The sequence below is a fragment of the Amycolatopsis sp. NBC_00348 genome (genome assembly GCF_036114655.1).
Taxonomy (GTDB): Bacteria; Actinomycetota; Actinomycetes; order Mycobacteriales; family Pseudonocardiaceae; genus Amycolatopsis.
Map to the genome: position 1 here is coordinate 9,775,498 of NZ_CP107994.1, position 20,423 is coordinate 9,795,920.

At 70.1% G+C, this 20,423-nt stretch carries 18 protein-coding genes; 11 read left to right on the forward strand and 7 right to left on the reverse strand.

Going from position 1 to position 20,423, the window contains the following annotated elements:
* Position 1: 1 nt before the first annotated feature.
* Both OHS58_RS44160 and OHS58_RS44165 read right to left on the reverse strand, forming a co-directional pair.
* Positions 2-358, reverse strand: coding sequence for a hypothetical protein (locus tag OHS58_RS44160; protein WP_328646229.1), 357 nt, complete (start codon positions 356-358; stop codon positions 2-4).
* A 250-nt stretch (positions 359-608) separates the two neighbouring features.
* Positions 609-1,772 (reverse strand): AAA family ATPase, encoded by a 1,164-nt coding sequence (locus OHS58_RS44165; protein ID WP_328646230.1) that lies wholly within the window; start codon positions 1,770-1,772, stop codon positions 609-611.
* A 192-nt stretch (positions 1,773-1,964) separates the two neighbouring features.
* Here OHS58_RS44165 and OHS58_RS44170 point away from each other — a divergent pair, with 192 nt between their 5' ends.
* The 7 genes from OHS58_RS44170 to OHS58_RS44200 are packed head-to-tail and all read left to right on the forward strand — an operon-like array spanning position 1,965 to position 11,051.
* Complete coding sequence (locus tag OHS58_RS44170; RefSeq protein ID WP_328646231.1) at positions 1,965-3,971, forward strand: fibronectin type III domain-containing protein; 2,007 nt, start codon at positions 1,965-1,967, stop codon at positions 3,969-3,971.
* Positions 3,971-4,852: a carbohydrate ABC transporter permease gene (locus OHS58_RS44175; protein WP_328646232.1), complete on the forward strand. Its 882-nt coding sequence runs from the start codon at positions 3,971-3,973 to the stop codon at positions 4,850-4,852. Before OHS58_RS44170 ends, OHS58_RS44175 begins: the two co-directional genes overlap by 1 nt.
* 8 nt (positions 4,853-4,860) lie before the next feature.
* A complete protein-coding gene (locus OHS58_RS44180; protein ID WP_328646233.1) occupies positions 4,861-5,742 on the forward strand; it encodes a carbohydrate ABC transporter permease in 882 nt (293 codons plus the stop codon).
* Positions 5,739-8,030 (forward strand): glycosyl hydrolase family 95 catalytic domain-containing protein, encoded by a 2,292-nt coding sequence (locus OHS58_RS44185; RefSeq protein WP_328646234.1) that lies wholly within the window; start codon positions 5,739-5,741, stop codon positions 8,028-8,030. The genes OHS58_RS44180 and OHS58_RS44185 overlap by 4 nt, the downstream gene beginning before the upstream one ends.
* Positions 8,030-8,980 (forward strand): acetylxylan esterase, encoded by a 951-nt coding sequence (locus tag OHS58_RS44190; RefSeq protein ID WP_328646235.1) that lies wholly within the window; start codon positions 8,030-8,032, stop codon positions 8,978-8,980. The genes OHS58_RS44185 and OHS58_RS44190 overlap by 1 nt, the downstream gene beginning before the upstream one ends.
* Before the next feature lie 22 nt (positions 8,981-9,002).
* Complete coding sequence (locus tag OHS58_RS44195) at positions 9,003-10,349, forward strand: ABC transporter substrate-binding protein (protein ID WP_328646236.1); 1,347 nt, start codon at positions 9,003-9,005, stop codon at positions 10,347-10,349.
* A 30-nt stretch (positions 10,350-10,379) separates the two neighbouring features.
* Positions 10,380-11,051, forward strand: coding sequence for a GntR family transcriptional regulator (locus tag OHS58_RS44200; protein ID WP_328646237.1), 672 nt, complete (start codon positions 10,380-10,382; stop codon positions 11,049-11,051).
* A gap of 125 nt (positions 11,052-11,176) precedes the next feature.
* Here OHS58_RS44200 and OHS58_RS44205 read toward each other — a convergent pair whose 3' ends face one another.
* The gene (locus OHS58_RS44205; protein ID WP_326955688.1) at positions 11,177-11,740 is read right to left on the reverse strand and encodes a snapalysin family zinc-dependent metalloprotease; all 564 of its coding nucleotides are present in this window, start codon (positions 11,738-11,740) and stop codon (positions 11,177-11,179) included.
* Between the two features lie 186 nt (positions 11,741-11,926).
* Positions 11,927-12,418, reverse strand: coding sequence for a winged helix-turn-helix transcriptional regulator (locus OHS58_RS44210; protein WP_328646238.1), 492 nt, complete (start codon positions 12,416-12,418; stop codon positions 11,927-11,929).
* Positions 12,419-12,518: 100 nt separating this feature from the next.
* Here OHS58_RS44210 and OHS58_RS44215 point away from each other — a divergent pair, with 100 nt between their 5' ends.
* The 3 genes from OHS58_RS44215 to OHS58_RS44225 all read left to right on the forward strand — a co-directional run bounded on the left by OHS58_RS44215 (position 12,519) and on the right by OHS58_RS44225 (position 15,229).
* Complete coding sequence (locus OHS58_RS44215; protein WP_328646239.1) at positions 12,519-13,223, forward strand: SDR family oxidoreductase; 705 nt, start codon at positions 12,519-12,521, stop codon at positions 13,221-13,223.
* A 144-nt stretch (positions 13,224-13,367) separates the two neighbouring features.
* A complete protein-coding gene (locus tag OHS58_RS44220; protein ID WP_328649955.1) occupies positions 13,368-13,931 on the forward strand; it encodes a TetR/AcrR family transcriptional regulator in 564 nt (187 codons plus the stop codon).
* A 104-nt stretch (positions 13,932-14,035) separates the two neighbouring features.
* Complete coding sequence (locus tag OHS58_RS44225; RefSeq protein ID WP_328646240.1) at positions 14,036-15,229, forward strand: cytochrome P450; 1,194 nt, start codon at positions 14,036-14,038, stop codon at positions 15,227-15,229.
* A 479-nt stretch (positions 15,230-15,708) separates the two neighbouring features.
* Here the strand turns inward: OHS58_RS44225 and OHS58_RS44230 are convergent, their stop codons facing one another.
* Together OHS58_RS44230 and OHS58_RS44235 are read right to left on the reverse strand one after the other, a co-directional pair.
* Positions 15,709-16,503 carry a siderophore-interacting protein gene (locus OHS58_RS44230; RefSeq protein WP_328646241.1) on the reverse strand — a complete coding sequence of 265 codons (795 nt, stop codon included), beginning with the start codon at positions 16,501-16,503 and terminating at the stop codon, positions 15,709-15,711.
* Complete coding sequence (locus OHS58_RS44235) at positions 16,500-18,773, reverse strand: excinuclease ABC subunit UvrA (protein WP_328646242.1); 2,274 nt, start codon at positions 18,771-18,773, stop codon at positions 16,500-16,502. Before OHS58_RS44235 ends, OHS58_RS44230 begins: the two co-directional genes overlap by 4 nt.
* A gap of 76 nt (positions 18,774-18,849) precedes the next feature.
* Between OHS58_RS44235 and OHS58_RS44240 the strand changes: the two genes are divergently transcribed.
* A complete protein-coding gene (locus OHS58_RS44240) occupies positions 18,850-19,689 on the forward strand; it encodes a TetR/AcrR family transcriptional regulator C-terminal domain-containing protein (RefSeq protein WP_328646243.1) in 840 nt (279 codons plus the stop codon).
* Here OHS58_RS44240 and OHS58_RS44245 read toward each other — a convergent pair.
* Positions 19,622-20,416: a methyltransferase domain-containing protein gene (locus OHS58_RS44245; RefSeq protein ID WP_326955682.1), complete on the reverse strand. Its 795-nt coding sequence runs from the start codon at positions 20,414-20,416 to the stop codon at positions 19,622-19,624. The genes OHS58_RS44240 and OHS58_RS44245 overlap by 68 nt on opposite strands.
* Between the last annotated feature and the right edge of the window lie 7 nt (positions 20,417-20,423).

Consider the following 20,423-nt stretch of genomic DNA (forward strand, 5'->3'; position numbering starts at 1 on the left):
CTCAGCAGGGTGCGACGGCTCCGGTCGTGCCGGCCGCGCACCAGCCCGGGTGCTTCGCGAGCCAGGCGTCGCGTTCGCGTTCGACATCCGCTTGGGACATGCCACGTGCGGCGTTCAAGCAGCCGCCGGTCGCGCAGTCCTCGGCTTTGGGCCGGGTGGTCGCGGCTTTCCGTGCCGGGGCGGTGGTGGTCGTGGTGACCACGTTGGTCACCGTGGTCACCACGGTCTCCGTGACGGTCACCGGCTCGGCCGTGACCGTGGTCGGCACCGGCTGAGGCTGCTGCGCGGCGGGGGTCGGCGAGCAGGCGGCCGTCAACACGGCGACGACCAGCACTCCGGCGGCGGTGAAGTGGCGCATGATCGGGATCTTTCGGGCAGGGCGGACGTTCCACTCACCATGTGCCCAGCTCGCCCGGAGAGCCAGGGCCATTGGACCCGTACCCCGACGGTCATCTCGCGTACCCAGGCAGTCGGTTCGCGTACCTGGGCAGTCAGCTCACGAGCCGACCCTCTGGGCACGCGAGCCGACTCTTCGGGTACGTGAGCCGACTCTTCCGGTACGTGAGCCGACCCTCCCGGTACGCGAGCCCACCCGCTGGGGACAGCCCTCAGCGGGCCGGCCAGTGCCACGACGGGCGGTCCAGCCGTCCCTGGCCGACGAGCTTCGTCTCGCCGTACTCCTTCTCCAGCTCCACTTCTCCCACCTCCGCGATCTCCGACAGCGCCCTGATCAGCGGCTGCGCGTGCGAGACCACCACCACCTGGGTCTCCTTCGCCGCGACGGCGATCAGCGATGCCAACGCCGGCAACAGGTCCGGGTGCAGGCTGGTCTCCGGCTCGTTCAGCACCAGCAGCTCCGGGGGACGCGGCGAAAGCAGCGCCGCCACCCACAGCAGGAACCGTAGAGTCCCGTCCGACAGCTCGGCGGTTTCCAACGGACGCAGCAGGCCGTGCTGGTGGAAGCGGACCGTGAACCGGCCCTCCGGTGCCACCACCTCCAGGCGTGATCCCGGGAACGCCTGGTCCACCACCGCGTCCAGCTCCGAAGCGCGGCCTATCTCGATGATCGTGCGCAGGGCCGCCGCCAGGTCGGCGCCGTCGTGGGACAGGACCGGGGTGCGGGTGCCGATCTGGGACTGGCGGGCCGGAGCCGCCGCGTCCGTGCGGAAGTGGTCGTAGAACCGCCAGCCGCGGATGCGCTCGCGGACCACCAGCAGCTCCGGGCACGCCCTCGGGTCGGCGAACTCGCTCAGCATGCTGTCCGTCAACCGGATCTTGTGGACGTCCTCGCCCCAGCCGCCGGACGCCACTCGCGTGCGGACCGCCGGGCCCGCGCGGTCGGCCAGCAACGCCGACGGGCGGAGCACCGGGCCGGACCACACCGCCTCGCGCTTGAACTCCGGGTCGCGGTTGAACATCGTGTCCAGGGGCTGCGGCAGGCCGAGGTCGAGCGCGTAGCCGTACTCGTCGCCCGCGAACCCCAGCCGCAGGCCGCGGGCCTTCGTCCGCACCGTGCCCTGGACCGGTGTGCGCCCCTCGCGCACCGACCGCCCGATCGTCTCCGGGCCGGCCCACAACGTCGACGGCAGCCCGCCCTCGTGGGCCAGCGCCGCCACGGCGCCGTTGCGGGACGCGTCCGCCAGCAGCCGCAGCGCCCGGTACAGGCTCGACTTGCCGCTGCCGTTCGGCCCGGTGACGACGGTCAGCCCGGACAGCGGCAGCACCAGGTCGCGCAGCGAGCGGTAGTTCTCGACAGCCAGCGTGGTCAACATGCCTCGAACCTAACCGCCACCCCCGACAACTTCCGATTCATCAGATCTTTGGTCGCGCGCAAGCGTTGACAGCATCGGGCCTGTGCAGTCAGAATCTCCAGTCGTCGATCCTATAGGATCCATGGTTCTTGCAATGCGGGCCGTGGTCCTCCGATGTCTGACGTAGTTACCCCGACCTCGAAGGAGTGGTCAATGGCAGCCTCCCGTGTCAGCCGGGCCCTGGGTGTCCTCGGCGGCTTGACGGTGCTCGCGGGCCTGCTCACGGCGCCGGCAGCGGCCCAAGCGGCCCAAGCGGCCCCGGAGAACCGGCAGCAGCCGCTCGCCCAGAAGCCGTACCTGGGCTGGAGCAGCTGGAGCCTCGAGTCGACGAACTACCCCGGCGTCAATCCGACCGGCTCGGCCAGCTGGCTCACCGAAAAGCACGTCCTGCAGCAGGCCGACGTCCTCGCGGCGAAGTTCAAGCAGCACGGCTACGAGTACGTCAACATCGACGCCGGCTGGTCCAACGCCTTCGACCAGTACGCCCGCCCAGTGGCCAACCCGGCGACGTTCCCGGACGGCATGAAGTACGTCGCCGACTACGTCCACAAGAAGGGCCTCAAGCTCGGCTCGTACCTGGCGGTCGGCCTCGACCTCAAGGCCTACAACGACGGCAACTCGCCGATCGCGGGCACCACGAACTGCCACACCAAAGACCTCGTCTACCCCGACCTGCGCAAGACCAACGGCTGGGACTCCGCCTACAAGATCGACTTCACGAACCCGTGCGCCCAGTCCTACGTGGACTCCGTGGCGCAGCTGCTGGCCGGCTGGGGCGTCGACTTCCTCAAGCTCGACGGCGTCGGTCCCGGTTCCTTCAAGGGCGGCCCGAACTACACCAACACCACCGACGTCGAGGCGTGGCACAAAGCCATCGCCAAGACGGGCCGCCCGATGGAGTTCGTCGTCTCCTGGGCGCTGAGCCACCGCCAGGCCGGCGTCTGGAAGGCCAACACCAACGGCTGGCGCGTCGACACGGACGTCGAGTGCTACTGCGACACCCTCGTGACCTGGAACAACTCGGTCAAGCAGCGCTGGAACGACGTCGTGCAGTGGATCCCCGACGCCGGCCCCGGGCACTGGAACAACCTCGACTCCCTCGACGTCGGCAGCGGAAAGATGGACGGCCTCACCGAGGCCGAGCGCCAGAGCTACATGACGCTCTGGGCGATCGAGGCCGCGCCGCTCTACATCGGCGACGACCTGACCCAGCTCGACGACTACGGCGTCAAGCTCCTGACCAACGACGAGGTCATCGCCGTCAACCAGGCCGGGATTCCCGCCAAGCCGGTGAGCCAGACCAGCGACCAGCAGGTCTGGTCGAACCGCAACGCCGACGGCAGCTACACCGTCGCCCTGTTCAACCTCGCCGCGACGCCCGCCCGCGTCACCGCGGACCTCGCGCAGCTCGGCATCACCGGCCCGGTCCGGATCCGCGACCTCTGGTCCCACCGGGAAAGCACCGCTTCCGCCGACCTGCCGGTGCACGGCTCGCGCCTGCTGAAGGTCACCCCGCGCGACCGCGACACGCTGCAGGCGCCGGGTGTCGTGCGCGCCACCGGCGTCACCGGCACCGGTGTCTCGCTGGCCTGGGACGCGTCGAAGGGCGCGCAGAACTACGACGTCTTCGCGAACGGTCACAAAATGACGTCCACCAACACCGCCAACGCGACCGTCACCGGGCTCAAACCCTCGACCGCGTACGACTTCACGGTTGTCGCGAACCAGCGGAACGGCCGCCCGTCCGCGCCGAGCCAGAAGTTCTCCCTGACGACACCGGCAGCCGACGGCCCGAAGACGTACGAGGCGGAGAACGGCACCCCACAGGGCGGCGCGACCGTCTACGACTGCGCGTGCTCGGGCGGCAAGAAGGTCGGCTACCTCGGCGGCAGCGGCTACGTCGTGCTGCCGGCGGTGACCGTGCCCAAGGTCGGCGTCTACCTGTTGCAGCTGTCCTATGTGGACGCCGACTCCAGCCGGACCGGCATCGTGACGATCAACGGGACGTCGTTCCCGCTGCCCGTCGCCGGGAGCAACGACGACGACTGGAACACGCCGCAGAGCACGACCGTCCAGGTCTGGCTCCAGGCCGGGGCCAACACGGTCCAGATCGGCAACCAGGCCGGGTACGTCTACGACGTCGACAAGATCACCGTCTAGTGGGGTCGGTCGCCCACCGGCGGGACGCGCCGATCGCGTGGCTGCTCATCAGCCCCGCGCTCGCCGGGTTCGCCGTGTTCTTCGCCTACCCGACCCTGCGCGGGCTGTACCTGAGCTTCACCGAGTTCCACGTCCTGTCCGAGCCGCGCTGGATCGGCCTGGGCAACTTCCGGGAACTCTTCGGGGACGCCACGTTCTGGCACTCGCTGGTCGTCACGATCTACTTCGTGACGGTCTCGGTGGTGCTGGGCATCCTGGTTTCCCTGGTGACGGCGGTGATCCTGCACCGGCTCGCGGTGTCGGCCACCGTCCGCGGGCTGATGGTCCTGCCGTTCCTCATCTCCGGCGTCGTCACCGCGCTGGTCTGGTCGTGGATGCTCGACCCGCAGCTCGGCATCGTCAACGTCGTCATCACGAAGCTCACCGGCGAGCCGGTGCTGTTCTTCGGCTCGGGCGGCTGGGCGGTGCCGACGCTGGCCGGGCTCAACGTCTGGAAGTCCATGGGCTACAACGCGGTCCTGATCTTCGCCGGGCTGCAGACCATCCCGGCGACGATCTACGAGGCCGGCCGGATCGACGGCGCGAGCGAGCTGCAGATGTTCCGCCGGCTCACCGTGCCGCTGCTGCGGCCGATCCTGGTGATGGTCGTGGTGCTGACGGTGATCAGCTCGTTCCAGATCTTCGACATCGTGCAGGTGACGACCAAGGGCGGTCCGGCGGACGCGTCGAAGGTGCTGCAGATGTACATCTACGACAAGGCGTTCGGCCAGTTCGACTTCGGGTACGCCGCGACCATGTCGCTCGCGCTGTTCGTGCTGCTGGCCGCCGTCACCTTCGCCCAGCTCCGGATGGCTCGCGCCGGCGAGTCCGACACCGACTAGGAGTGGTCGTGCGCAGACGGTTCTCCCCGGGCCGGGTCGTCGCCTGGGCGTACCTCGTGATCGTCCTGGTGGTGACGATCTTCCCGTTCTACTGGATCGTCCGGACGGCGCTGTCGAACAACTACGCGATGGCGACGGACCCGTCTTCACTGGTCCCGGTCGACTTCACGCTGGGCGCGTTCAAACGCACGCTCGGCCTGGCGTCCCCGGCCGAAGCCGCCGCGCAGGGCGGGTCGGCCGCGTCGATCGACCTGCTGTCGGCGCTGCGGAACTCGATCGTCTACGCGGTGCTGCTCACCGTCTGCACGGTGTTCTTCTCCGCGCTGGCCGCGTTCGCGTTCTCGCGGCTGCGGTGGAAGGGGCGCAACGCGCTGTTCGCGGTGCTGCTGACCGCGTTGATGGTGCCGCAGGTGCTGACGCTGCTGCCGAACTTCGTGCTGATCAAGGACCTCGGTCTGCTCAACAGCTTCGGCGGGATGATCCTGCCGACGGCGTTCTTCTCCGCGTTCAACATCTTCTTCCTGCGCCAGTTCATGCTCGGCCTCAGCACCGAGATCGAGGAAGCCGCGATCATCGACGGCGCCGGCCCGCTGCGCGTCTGCTTCCGGATCGTGCTCCCGATGAGCGCCGCCCCGATTGCGACCCTGGGCCTGCTGACGTTCATCAACACCTGGAACGACTACCTGTGGCCGCTGCTGGTCACCAACGACGACACCGTCCGCCCGCTGACCTTGGCGCTCGCGGTGTTCAAGCAGTCGTCGCCGCAGGCGGCCCTGGACTGGGCCGGCCTGATGGCCGCCACGCTCGTCGCCGCGCTCCCGATGCTCCTGCTGTTCGTGGCGTTCGGCCGCCGCTTGGTCAATTCCATCGGCTTCACGGGGTTGAAATGACGGATCTCCTGCTCTCCTGGCCACACCCGGCCGCGGAATGGACCGAGGCCATGCCGATCGGCAACGGCCGGCTCGGCGCGATGGTCTTCGGCGGCGCCGGCCGCACGCGGATCCAGGTCAACGACGCCACGGTCTGGTCCGGCACGCCGAATGGTCCCGCGTCTGCTTTGAAGGACATCGACGCTGGACCGGACCAGCTCGCCGAGGTGCGCGAAGCCGTGTTCGCGAAGGACTTCCGGCGAGCCGAAGACCTCCTGATGGCGTTCGAAGGGCCGTACAGCCAGGAATTCCTGCCTTATGTGGACCTCTGGCTGACGCTGCCCGAAGGCACCTCCCACGGCCGGACGCTCAACCTCGACAACGGCGTCGCGACCGAACGGCTCACCATCGGCGGTCACGACGTCGAGCGGACGACTTGGGTGAGCCGTCCCGCGCAGGCGCTGTGCGTCGCGCTGACGTCGTCCGGGCCCCTGGACGTCGACGTCGATGTGTCGACACGGCTGCGGGAGGTCTCGCGAGATGGCCTGGACCTGGGCATCGAGATCCCGGTCGACGGCGCGCCGCGGCACGAACCGCAGGTGGAAGAGCCGCTGCGGTACGGCACCGCGGACGGCTACGACCCCTTCGCCGCGGTCGCCGTCCGCGTCAGCCACACCCGCACCCAGGTCCTGATCACCCTGACCAGCTCGACCAGCGCGTACGACGCCTGGATCGGCGACCGCCAGCACACTCGCGACGAGCACCGTCGACGCGCCGCGGTCCTCGCCGAGCAGGCCATCAAGACCGGGACGGCGGAGCTGCGACGCGCGCACGAAGCCGACCTGCGGCCCTTGCTGAGCGCGTCCTCGCTCAGGATCGGCGACCGTCGCGGCGGCACCCACGACGTCGCCGAACTGCTGTCCGGAACGGACGAGCAGCTCACCGCCACCGTCCTCTTCCAGTACGGCCGCTACCTGCTGGCGAGCGCGTCCCGGCCCGGCGCGCCGCCGGCGAACCTGCAGGGCATCTGGAACGACGACCTCCGCCCGGCCTGGTCGGCCAACTACACCGTCAACATCAACACCCAGATGAACTACTGGGCCGCCGAGACGACCGGGCTCGGCGAGTGCCACCTCCCGCTGTTCGACCTGCTCGGCAAGCTCGCGGTCACCGGCGCCGACGTCGCGCGCGAGCTGTACGGCGCCCGCGGCTGGGTCACCCACCACAACACCGACCCGTGGGGCTGGGCGCTGCCGGCCGGGATGGGGCACGGCAACCCGTCGTGGGCGCTCTGGCAGATGGGCGGCGCGTGGCTGGTCCAGCACGCCTGGGAGCACTGGGACTTCACCCGCGACCGCGCCTTCCTCGAGAAGACGGCGTGGCCGTTGCTGCGCGGGTGCGCCGAGTTCTGCCTGGACTGGCTGGTCGAACGAGACGGCTTCCTGGAGACGTGCCCGTCGACGTCCCCGGAGAACCTCTTCCGGTCCGAAGCCGGGACAAAGGAGTCGCTGACGTACTCGGTGACGATGGACATCGCGCTGATCCGCGCGGTGTTCGAGCGTTGCCTCGCCGCGGCGGACGCGCTCGACGTCCACGATCCGTTGTGCGCCGAGATCGCCCTCGCGCTGCCCCGCCTGCGTCCGCTGGCGATCACGGAAGGCGGCTGGCTGCAGGAGTGGGCCGAGGACTTCCCGGAGGACGATCCGGCGCACCGGCACATGTCCCAGATGGTCGCGCTCTACCCGCTCGGGCAGATCGACGCCGTCGCGACGCCGCACCTCGCAGCCGCCGCACGAGCCCTGCTCGAACGCCGCGGACCAGGCGCGATGGGCTGGTCGTGGGCCTGGAAGATCGCGTTGCGCGCGCGGCTCGGCGACGGCGAGACCGCCCGGAAGCTGCTCGGCGAGGCGTCGCAGCCCTTCACCGGCGATCGGCACCGCGACGCGCCGGTCGACGGCTCCGAGTGGGGCGGGCTGCTGCCCAACCTGTTCAGCACGCACCCGCCGTTCCAGATCGACGGCACCTACGGCTTCCCCGCCGGGCTCGCGGAACTGGTGCTGCAGAGCCGGAACGACGTCGTCACGCTGCTTCCCGCCGTGCCCGCGGAGTGGGCGAACGGCGAGGCGCGGGGGCTGCGCTGCCGCGGTGGGCTCGCGGTGGACCTCGAATGGCGCGAAGGTGAGCTGGTCTACGCCGTGCTGCGGCGGCTGTCCGGCGACCCGGCCGACGTGGTGCGCGTGCGCTACCGCGGCCGGGGGACCGAGCTGCGGCTGCGGGCCGGCGAGTCCACCGTCCTGAAAGGACTCTGATGCTCACCGACCTCGGCCTCGCCGCGCTGTGGGAGTACCGCAGCGACTACGCCGCCCCCGCCGACTTCGACGAGTTCTGGACGTCGACCCTCGACGACGCCCGCGACCACGACCTGGCCCTGGAAGTCACACCGGTCGAGACGCCGTTGCGGACCCTCGACGTCTTCGACGTGACGTTCGCCGGCTTCGGCGGCCACCCGGTCCGCGCCTGGCTGCGGCTGCCGCGCGGCCTCGACGGCCCACGGCCCGCGATCGTCCAGTTCCACGGGTACGGCGGCAGCCGGGGGAGCGCGCTGCAGGAGCTGACATGGGCGTCCGCCGGGTACGCGCACCTGCAGGTCGACGTCCGCGGCCAGGGCGGCGTGACCCTCGACCCGGTCGGCAGCGGACCCGCGTACCCCGGTCACCTGACGCGCGGCATCGACAGCCGCGAAACCTACGTCTACCGGCGGATCTTCGCCGACGCGGCCCGCGCGGTGGACGCCGTGCGCGCGCTCGACGCCGTCGACCCGGCGCGGGTCGCGGTGCTCGGCAACAGCCAGGGCGGCGGCATCGCGCTGGCCACGGCGGCGCTGGTGCCGGACGTCGCCGCGCTGCACGCCCAAGCCCCGTTCCTCTGCGATTTCCGCCGCGCCAGCCTGATCGCGGGGGAGCGGCCGTACGTCGAGCTGACGCGGTACCTGGCCGACAAGCGGGACGCCGTCGCGCGGACGTTCGAGGTGCTGTCCTACTTCGACGGCGTCGGCTTCGCGGCCCGCGCCACCGCGCCCGCCTGGTTCTCCGCCGGGCTGATGGACGGGATCGTGCCGCCGTCCACGGTGTTCGGCGCCTACCACGCCTACAAGGGCCCGAAGCAGATCGGCGTCTGGGAATACAACGGCCACGACGCCGGCGGCGCGGACGACGTCCAGGCGGTACTCGAAGGGTTCCGGCCGATCCTGCGGCCATGACCATCCACAATGGAGTGATCTGATGAGAACTTTGGCGATCGGCCTGGTGGCGACGCTGGGTGCGCTGGTGGCCGCCTGCGGTGGCGGCTCGGCGAGTGGCAACGGGAACACCGTCAACTGGTGGACCTGGGACGACAAGCAGGCGGCGGCCTACCAGAGCTGCGCGTCCGCCTTCGAGAAGGCCAACCCCGGCACCACGGTGAAGATCACGCAGTACAACGTGGACGACTACTTCACCAAGCTGACCGCCGGGTTCGTCGCGGGCACCGCGCCCGACGCGTTCCAGAACAGCGTCCAGTACTTCCAGGCCTACGCCGCGCAGCACCAGCTGCTGCCGCTGGACGACCTCGTCGCCCGCGACAAGTTCGACCTGAAGCGGTTCTCCGTCGGCGTCGACTCGTGGAAGTTCACCGACGGCAAGCAGTACGCGCTGCCGCTCGACTGGTCCGCGACCGGGATCTACTACAACGTCGACACCATCACGAAGGCCGGTTACACCCCTGCCGACCTGGCGAAGCTGACCTGGAACCCCGACGACGGCGGGACGTTCGAGAAGGTCGCGGAGCACCTGAGCGTCGACAAGAACGGCGTCCGCGGCGACCAGCCCGGCTTCGACAAGGACCACGTCGCCACCTTCGGCACCGGCCAGCTCGCCTCGCGGGACTTCATCGGCGAGTCGACGTGGAGCTCGTTCGCGATGACCACCGGCTGGCGCCTGGCCGACAAGCAGACGTGGCCGACGAAGTTCGGCTACGACGACCCGGTGTTCGCCAAGACGATGAACTGGGTGCGCTCACTGGCCGACCGCGGGTTCTCCCCGAAGATCGGCACGTTCACCACCGGCGGTCAGGCGACGATCAGCGACACCGACCTGATCGGCTCGGGCAAGGTGGCGATGGAGACGGCGGGGTCGTGGACGGCCGGCACGTTCGCGAAGCTGCCCGGCGTCAAGGTGGGCATCGCGCCCACCGTGCTCGGGCCGTCCGGGAAGCGCGCGCTGCTGTCCAATTCGAACGGGAACAACATCCGGGCGGGCACGAAGAACCCGGACCTGACCTGGAAGTGGGTCTCGTACATGGGTTCGCCGGACTGCCAGTCGGCCGCCGGCGCGAGCGGTACGTTCTTCCCGTCGATCCCGGCGTCGATGGACGCGGCGGCAGCGGCGATGAAGGGCCAGGGCGTCGACCTGTCGGTGTTCACCACGATGATGAAGGACGGCTCGCTCGTCCCGGCCGTCGTCTACGGCAACGGCGCGGCGCTGCAGGACGCAGAACGGCCGCTGTTCGAGGCGTACTTCGCGCACCAGCGCGACGACGACGTCTTCGCCGAGATGGCGCGGAAGAGCAGCCAGATCCTGGGCAAGCAGTAGCCTGTAGTCACCAGCGATGAGGGAGTCAGGGTGAGTTCCGGACGACGGCTCGAGGCACTGCCGAACCGGCAGGTGCTGGCGGACGGCGTCTACGAGCAGATCCGGGCGCTGATCATGAACGACGGCATCGAGCCGGGCGCGCGGGTGAACATCGACGAGATCGCCCGCGAGCTCGGCGTCTCCGGCACGCCGGTGCGCGAAGCACTGGCGCGGCTGGAGTCCGAGGAGCTGGTCAGCCGGCTGCCGTTGCGCGGTTACCGCGTCACGGAGTTGCTGAACCGCAAGGAAGTCGACGACGTGTACGCGCTGCGGCTGCTGCTGGAGCCGCCGTCTGCGGCCCTGGCGGCGGCGGCGATGTCGGACGCGAGTGTCGCCGCGCTGGAAGCCGAGCTGGCGACGTGCCCGGCGGCCCCGGTCGACGACGCGTACAGCGACTACAAGGCCCTGACCGCGCACGACGCCCGGCTGCACGAGCTGATCCTGCACCTGGCCGGCAACGTCGCGGTGGAGCAGGCGTTCGCCCGCACCCACTGCCACCTGCACTTCTTCCGGCTGAACTACAACCAGCCGTTCGGCGAGCAGACGATCGCCGAGCACCGCACGATCGTGGACGCCCTGGTGGCGGGCAGCGCGTCCGGCGCCCGCAAGGCGATGACCGCCCACCTGGAAGTGGCCCGGGACCGCCTGGTCTCCCGCCTCTGAACGCCGTGTCGACCCGCCAATCACGCGTGTCGGCTTCGCAATCACGCGTGTCGACCCTTCCGTCACGTGCGAAGGCCGCACCGGGCGTACCCGGTGCGGCCTCCCCCGACGACGTCAGCTGCGGGTCACTTGACCGGCATCGTCACTTCGTAGATGCGGGTCGGCGTGCCGGCCGCCGCGCGGAAACCGCTGGCCCACAGGGATTCCACCTGGGCGGACTCGTCCGCGTTCGGGTTCGCGTTGGTGCACGACGGGCCGGGGCCACCGCCGGACATCAGCTCGGTGCACGGGCCTTCGTAGTGGTCCGGCAGGCCCAGCGCGTGACCGGTCTCGTGGGCCGTGATGCGGGTCTGGTTGTACTCCTCGGCCTGCGTGTAGTCGATGAAGATGGTGCCGCTGCCGTGGCCGTCGGTCTGGGCGTACGAACCCTGCGGGTCGTTGCCTTCGGTGTAGTGCAGCGTGGCGCCCGAGGAGCTTTCTTCCAGCTTGACGTTCGACACCGCCGCGTTCCAGTTCGCCGCGCCGGCGTTGATCTGGGCGCGGAAGGTGGGGGCGTCCGAGGTGTCGTAGTAGACGATCGTGGCCGCTTCGGCCTGGGCCGGGGCCGCGAAGGCCGGGGCGGCGGTCATCGGGGTGGCGATCATCGCCAGTGCGACAGCGGCTCCGGGCAGCAAGTACTTCCTGGACATCGGGACGGCTCCTCGCGGTAGGGCAGCTGTGGGGAATTTGCCGGGTTTGCGTATGCTGTGGTCCGAATTTACGTATCCGGGCGCCGCTTGTGACCCGACTTTCGTACTGCGTGTTTAGTGGTGATTTACCAACCATTTTGCAGTGTTGACATGCGCTGCCACGCATACGAGGATGCCCCGCCGGGCTCAGGAGATCGGCTCGGCCAGCGGGATCTCACCTTCGCTCAGCCACGAGCCGCGCCACGCCAGATCGTCCCTGACCAGTGGTTTTCCGCAGCTGTCGCAGTTTCGGCCCGGCCGGGTGAGCTGCCCGCAGCCGGTGTGGACGAGCTTCATCGGGCCGTACGCGCTCACCGAATCGGTGTGGGCGTCACCCCACGCGCCGAGGGCGTGGAGCACCGGCAACGCGTCCGAACCGGCCTGCGTGAGCCGGTATTCGTGCCGGGTGCGGCCGCCGTCGCGGTAGGGGAGCTTCGTCAGCAGCCCGCGGTCGACGAGCTTGCCGAGCCGGGTCGTCAGCACGTTGTCGGCGATGCCGAGCTCGCTGCGGAAGTCCTCGAACCGGGTCGTGCCCGCCGTGGCGTTGCGCAGGATCAGCAGCGTCCACGGCTCGGCCAGGACGTCGGCGGCGCGGGCGATCGGGCAGGAGGCGTCCTCCCAGGTGATGCGACGGCTCATGTGTGATCCCTTCGAGCTGGCTTGCTTGGAGCAAGTTTACGCCGTAGGGTCGCCGGTAGCTAGCTTGCAACGAGCAAGCCAGATGCGAGAGGAGCTCGACATGGAGATCACAGGTGCGGTGGCGCTGGTCACCGGGGCCAACCGCGGGCTCGGCCGGCAGTTCGCGGCCGCCCTCGTCGAACGGGGAGCGGCGAAGGTCTACGCGGCCGCGCGCAACCCGGAGTCGGTGGACCTGCCGGGAGTGATCCCGTTGCAGCTCGACGTCACGGACCCCGAGTCGGTCCGCGCCGCCGCCGCGATCGCCGGGGACGTCACACTGCTGGTCAACAACGCCGGCTCGTCCACCGGGGCGTCGGTGCTCGGCGGGTCCCTCGAGGACATCCGGCTGGAGATGGACACGCACTACTTCGGCACGCTGGCCGTGACGCGCGAGTTCGCGCCGATCCTGGAGCGCAACGGCGGCGGCGCCGTGCTCAACGTCCTTTCGGTGCTGTCCTGGTTCACCTCGCCGCAGGTCGCGGCCTACTCCGCGGCGAAGTCGGCGGCCTGGTCGCTGACCAACGCGCTGCGCCTGGAACTGGCGTCGCAGAAGACGCAGGTGACCGCGCTGCACGTCGGGTACATGGACACCGACATGGCCAAGCACGTCGACGGCCCGAAGATCGACCCGGCGGTCGTGGCCGGTCTCGCTCTCGAAGGTGTCGAACAGGGCCGCTACGAGGTGCTCGCCGACGACGTCAGCCGGGGGGTGCGCGCCGGGCTTTCCGGCGACCTGACCGGGCTGTACCCGAGCCTGACCGCCTGAGTCCACTTAGGACGGCGAGTGGCCGCCATGGTCATTCCGGGACCCCCGGAGCACGGCCGCGGCGGCCACCGGCGTATGAATGGGCGGGTGCCGGACAACGCGGGAATCGGCCGTACCAGGAATCGTTGGGGCGAAGGGGATCGGCTGCGCGGGGAAATCCTCGCGGCCGCCGCCCGGCTGCTCGCCGAGCTCGGCGGCGAGGACGGGCTGACGATCCGCGGGGTGGCCCGCGCGGTCGGGATCGCCCCGGCCAGCATCTACCAGCACTTCGCCGACCGCGCGGAACTCGTGCAGGGGCTGCTGGACTACGAATACGCGCGGCTGCGCGACTCGATGCGCGCGGCGGAGGAGTCGCTCGGCGAGACCGACGTCGTCGGCCGGGTGCGGGCGCAGATCCACGCCTACTGCGCGTTCGCCATGAACCATCCCGGACATTACCGGCTGATGCTCGCGAACGGCGCGTCCCGGCCCGATCCGGACGCGCGCGCGGAAGGGCCGCTGCTGGACGTCATCGACGGGCTGGCCGCGGCGTTCGAGCGGTGCGTCGAAGCCGGCCACCCACTGCGGGTTTCGCCGGGTCGCGCGGCCGCGGTGGTGTTCGTCGGCGCGCACGGACGGGTCGCACTGTTCCACAGCGTGCTGCACCGGACCGGGGCCGAGCTGGTGGAGCCGTTCGTCGACGAGCTGTTGTCGCTCGTGTTCGTGTGATCTTCCCGCTGTCGCCTGAACGGAGTGTGGCGGAGTCGCGACAAGATGCTTAGCATAGCTATGTAATTTCTTGTCGAACTGTGCGGCGGCTTCGGGAGGTCCTCATGACGGACGGTGTGCCCGCTTTTCCGATGACCCGGCGGTGTCCCTTCGACCCGCCGGCCGAGCTCGGGGAACTGCAGCGTGACGAACCGGTTTCCCGCGTCAAGCTGTGGAACGGCAGCACGCCGTGGCTGGTGACGCGCTTCGAAGACGTGCGCACGATCCTGCGCGACCCGCGGGTGAGCGCCGATTCCGACCGGCCCGGCTACCCGCACCAGAGTGCGGCGTCGGCGGCGCGGCGCAACCGCGTCAAGTCGTTCATCAACATGGACGGCGCCGAGCACGCGGCCCAGCGCAAGCTGCTGACCGGCGACTTCCTGGTCAAGAAGATGGAGGCACTGCGTCCGGCGATCCAGCGGATCGTCGACGGCCTGATCGACGACCTCCTGGCGGGCCCGAAGCCGGTCGACCTCGTGCCGGCGTTCGCGCTGCCGCTGCCGTCGCTGGTGATCTGCGAGCTGCTCGGGGTGCCGTACGAGGAGCGCGAGTTCTTCCAGGACATCACGAAGGTGATGATCTCGATGGACGCGGCGCCCGAAGAGGCCGTGAAGGCCACCGACGAGCTGCTCGCCTACCTTTCCCGCTTGGTGGAAAAGAAAGCGGCGTCCCCGGGCGACGACGTACTGAGCCGCCTGGCGGTCTCGCAGCTGGGTACGATGACCGCCGAGCAGATCGCCGGGATGGGCCAGTTGCTGCTGGTGGCGGGCCACGAGACGACGGCGAACATGATCGCGCTCGGCACGGTGGCGCTGCTGGAGAACCCGGCCCAGCTGGAGCTGGTCCGGTCCGGCGACGCGGAACTGCTGCGCAGCGCGGTCGAAGAGTTGTTGCGGTACTTGAACATCACGCACTCGGGCCGCCGCCGCGTCGCCGTCGAAGACTTCGAGCTCGGCGGGCAGGTCATCCACGCCGGCGACGGCATCATCGGCGCCTCGGACATCGCGAACCGCGACGACTCGGTGTTCGAGACGCCGGACGAGCTGGACGTCACGCGCGGCGCCCGCCACCACGTCGCCTTCGGCTACGGCGTGCACCAGTGCCTCGGCCAGACGCTGGCCCGGGTCGAGCTGCAGGTGGTCTACGGCACGCTCTACCGCCGGATTCCCTCGCTGCGGCTGGCGGTTCCGGTCGAGGAACTGGAGTTCAAGAACGACATGCTGGTCTACGGCGTCCATTCGCTGCCGGTCACGTGGTGAGGATTCTGGCGGATTCCGGCTCTCTCGGATTCCGGTTCTGTCGGTGCTCACCGGTAGCCTGGAATTCGGGGGCTTCTCGTCGCTCCTGAGCTGCTGATTCGCCTGCGCCGCAACGGAATTCTCGCTGTGCTCGGCGTTCGCGAGGATCACCCGGTTTAGCGATGGTGTTCGCACACGTGTTCGGTAACGTGGGATTCGTGACGACAACGATTCTCCGCCGCGTGTTCCGGTTCCTGCACCGCGCCCGGTCAGGGCGCGCTCCGACCGACGTCGAGATCCGCGGTCAGGTGGCCGGTGAGACGCGCGTCGATGTCCTGTCGTGGCGCCAGTTCCAGCCCGGCCCGCCGGTCGATCGCCTCCAGAGTAGCGCGGAGACAACCGGCCGGCGGCCGCAGTTGTGCGAGAACTGCCGCGCACCTCTGGCGATGGGCGGGAACTGCGGCAAACCCGGGCAGTGTTCAGCTTCGCCCGCGAGCCCGTTAGCCGAGCTTTTCGGCGGCGTCCGCCAGATCTTCCGGCGTGGGCGCGTCGTCCTGCGTGAGCTTGCGGCGCCAGTAACCGGTGAACTCGATGTCCCGCTTGCCGAGCCCGCGGTCGCCCACCAGGTGCCGGCGCAGCGCCCGGACCATCCCCGCCTCGCCGGCGAGCCACGCCGAGACCGAGCCGTCGCCGAGCTTCGCCTCGCGCACCGCGTCCAGCAGCGCAGCCCCGTGCGGGGCGTCGTCCCGGTGCAGCCAGTGGACGTCACCGGGCAGCGGTTGCTCCTCGGCCGCGTCCGGGACCTCCAGGAACACCACCGCGTTGTCCACTTCGGACAACAGGGACGAGACCGCGGGGATCGCCGTCTCGTCCCCGGCCAGCAGCACCGTGTCGGCCACGGGGAGCGGACGGCGGTAGGCCGCGTCCGGGCCGTACCGGCCGAGGACGTCACCCGGAGCCGCCGTGCGGGCCCAGCTCGTGGCCGGGCCGCCCGCGTTGCCGTGCAGGACGAAGTCGACGTCGATCTCGGCGAGCGCCGGTCGCCGGTCGCGCACCGTGTAGCTGCGCATCACCGGCCGCTCTTCGGCCGGGATCGCCAGGAACGCCTGGTACCAGCGCATGACGTCGCCGTCGGCGGAAGGCAGGCGCACCGGGCGTCCCGGCGGCGGGAACATCAGCTTCAGCTGCTGGTCCGGCCACGCCTCCAAAGCCTCCAAGTACTCGCCGGTGAAGGTGACGCGCACCGTGCGCGGGGTCACCCGGCGGACCGCCGTCACTTCGAGCAGGCCCGTCACGGCTTCCCCAGGTACTCGCGCAGGTGGCGGGCGGTCAGGGTGGTGGCGTCGGCGACCAGCGAAGCCGGCGTGCCCTCGAAGACCACGCGGCCGCCGTCGTGGCCGGCGCCGGGGCCGAGGTCGATCAGCCAGTCGGCGTGGGCCATCACGGCCTGGTGGTGCTCGATGACGATCACCGTGTTGCCCGCGTCGACGATCCGGTCGAGCAGCGCGAGCAGCTGGTCGACGTCGGCCAGGTGCAGCCCGGTCGTCGGCTCGTCGAGGATGTACGTCGAGCCGTGCTCGGCCATCCGGATCGCCAGCTTGAGCCGTTGCCGCTCACCGCCGGACAGGGTCGTCAGCGGCTGCCCGAGCGTCAGGTAGCCGAGGCCGACGTCGGCGAGCCGGTTCAGCACCGCCCGCGCGTTGCCGGACGGGAAGAACTCACGCGCCTCGCTGACCGGCATTGCCAGGACCTCGCTGATGTTCTTGCCCCGCAAGGTGTACGTCAGCACGTCGGGCGTGAAGCGCTTGCCTTCGCACTCCTCGCAGACCGACGCGACGCCGGCCATCATCGCCAGGTCCGTGTAGACGAGCCCGAGGCCCTTGCACTTCGGGCAGGCACCTTCGGAGTTGGCGCTGAACAGGCTCGCCTTGACCCCGTTGGCCTTGGCGAACGCCGTCCGGATCGGGTCGAGCACGCCGGTGTAGGTGGCCGGGTTCGACCGCCGCGAACCGCGGATCGCCGACTGGTCGACCACCACGACACCGTCGCGGTGGGCCAGGGAACCGTGGATCAGCGACGACTTCCCGGACCCGGCGACACCGGTGACCACGGTCAGCACGCCGAGCGGGACGTCGACACTGACGTCGCGCAGGTTGTGCAGGCTGGCGCCGGTGATCCGGAGGTGCCCGGCCGGCGCGCGGACCTCCGGGCGCACGGTGACGCGGTGGTCGAGGTGGCGCCCGGTGAGCGTGCCGGACGCGCGGAGGCCGTCGAGGTCGCCGGTGTAGCAGAGCCGTCCGCCGGCCTTGCCCGCGCCGGGACCGAGGTCGACGACGTGGTCGGCGATCCCGATGGTCTCCGGCTTGTGCTCGACGACCAGGATCGTGTTCCCCTTGTCCCGCAAGCAGAGAAGGAGGTTGTTCATCCGCTCGATGTCGTGCGGGTGCAGGCCGACGGTCGGCTCGTCGAAGACGTACGTGACGTCGGTGAGGCTCGAACCCAGGTGGCGCACCATCTTCACGCGCTGCGCCTCGCCGCCGGACAACGTGCCCGACTCACGGTCCAGCGAGAGGTAGCCGAGGCCGATCTCGACCAGCGAGTCGAGCGTGTCGCGCAGGTTGCCCAGCAGCGGCGCGATCGAGGGCTCGTCGAGCTTCCGGACGAACTCGGCGAGGTCGCTGATCTGCATGGCCGAGCAGTCGGCGATGTTCCGGCCGTCGATCGTCGACGAGAGCGCGGCCTGGTTCAGCCGGGCGCCGCCGCAGGTGGCGCAGGTGCTGAAGGCCGCCGCCTTCTCGATGAACCCGCGCAGGCGCGGCTGCAGCGACTCGGTGTCCTTGTGCAGGTAGAGGCGCTTGACCTTCACCGCGAGGCCCTCGTAGGTGACGTTGGTCTTGCCGACCTTCACCTTGCAGGAGTCCCTGTGCAGCAGGTCGTCGAGCTGCTGCGGGGTGTAGTCCCGGATCTTGGCGTCCGGGTCGTAGAAACCGGAAGCGAGGTAGGTCTGGACGTACCAGGTGTCCGGGGTGAAGCCGGGTACCTGGATGGCGCCGTCGTTGAGGGACTTGTCGAAGTCGAGCAGGGCGCGGACGTCGAGGTCGGACACCCGGCCGAGGCCCTCGCACACCGGGCACATGCCCTCGGGCAGGTTGAAGCTGAACGCGCCGGACGTGCCGACGTGCGGTTCGCCGAGCCGGGAGAAGGCGATGCGCAGCATCGTGTGGGCGTCGGTCGCGGTGCCGACGGTCGAGCGGGAGTTGGCCCCCATCCGCTCCTGGTCGACGACGATGGCGGCGCTCAGGTTCTCCAGCAGGTCGACGTCCGGGCGCGAGAGGTTCGGCATGAACGATTGGAGGAAGGCACTGTAGGTCTCGTTGATCATGCGCTGGGACTCGGCCGCGATGGTGCCGAAGACGAGGGACGACTTGCCGGAGCCGGACACGCCCGTGAACACCGTCAGCCGGCGTTTCGGGATGTCCAGGTCGATGCCGGTCAGGTTGTTCTCCCGGGCCCCCCGGACCTCGATCACGTCGTGGGTGTCGGCGGCCCGCCTGGGTGAGGTCATACCGTCCTTCTTGATACTTTAGGCTGTAAGGTGATTGCTCTGGTAACAATACTTTAGGCTGTAAGGAGTCGGCAAGGTGGTCGTCTTCGCCGGTCAGGGCGACGCCCGGCGGTCCATGGAGCTGCTGTGGGGCCCGCGCGTCGGCGCCCCGCGCACCGGTCCCGGGCCCAAGCCGGGGCTGAGCGTCGAGGCGATCGTCGGCGCGGCGATCGGGATCGCCGACGCCGACGGCATGGCGGCACTGTCCATGCGCTCGGTCGGGGAGCGGCTCGGCCGCACGGCGATGGCGCTCTACACGTACGTGCCGGGCAAGACCGAGCTGGTCGACCTGATGTACGACCGGACGCTCGGCGAGCTGCCCGGGGACCCCGACCTGGCAAGTGGCTGGCGGGCGGCGGCGCTGGCCCTGGCCGACGAGCTGTGGGACCTGCACCTGCGTCACCCGTGGCTGCTGCAGGTCTCCCCGGCGCGGCCGGTGCTCGGGCCGGGGGAGTTCCACGTGCAGGAGACGCTGCTGCGCGTCCTGGCGGAGACGGGCCTTCCGCTGCCGCGCGTGCGCTGGGTGGTGTCGGCGCTGTTCAACGTCGTGCGCGGCTCGGTCCAGTCGGCGGCGGAGTCGCGTCAGGCGTCGCGCGAGACGGGGCAGTCCGAAGAGGACTGGTGGTACGCCCGGTCGGCGTTGCTCGGCGAGCTGGTCCCCGACCTCCCGGCCCGCTTCCCGACGGTGTCGGCCCTCGGCGCGGACATGGCCGCGGTCCCGGACGGCGAGCCCTACCTGGAGCGCGAGGCGCGGTTGTCGTTCGAGGCGGGGCTGGAGCTGCTGCTCGACGGCGTCGAGGCGGCGATCGTCAGGGCTTCCGAGCCTCGATCTTCCGACCCTCGTTCTTCCGGGCCTCGTTCTTCCGGGCCTCGATGAGGAACCGGGTCGTGTGGGCGACGAACGGGCCGTCGCGCTCGATCAGGTCGTGCAGCTCCCGCAGGCGCGGCCGGTACTGCTCGACCGTGAATCCCGGGACCATCCAGATCACCTTGCGCAGGAAGTAGACCACCGCGCCGATGTCGCGGAACTCGGTGCGCAGCGACTCCGAGCGCAGGTCGACGACCTCGAGACCGGCCTCCGAAGCCGCGGCGACGGCGTGGTCCGGGTGGCGGCCCTCGCGGACGTCGGCCGGCTGCGGGCCGAGGAAGTACTCGACCAGCTCGAACACGCTCGCCGGGCCGACCTGCTGGGAGAAGTACGTCCCGCCCGGGCGCAGCACGCGGGCGATCTCGGCCCACCACGTCCGGACCGGGTGGCGGCTGGACACGAGGTCGAACAGGTCGTCCGCGAACGGCAGCGGCGGTTCGTCCGAAGTCGCCACCACGACGACTCCGCGCGGCCGCAGCAACTCCGACGCGACAGCGACGTTCGGCGGCCAGGACTCCGTCGCCGCCATCAGCGGCGGCAGCGCCGGGCAGCCGTCGAGGACTTCGCCGCCGCCGGTTTCCAGGTCGAGGGCCGCGTGGACGTCGGCGAGGCGTTCGCCCAGCAGCCGCTGGTAGCCCCACGACGGGCGTTGCTCGGTCGCGCGGCCGTCGAGCCACGAGAAGTCCCAGCCGTCGACGGACACCGCGTCGGCTTCGGCCACCAGTTCGTCGAACATGGTCCCG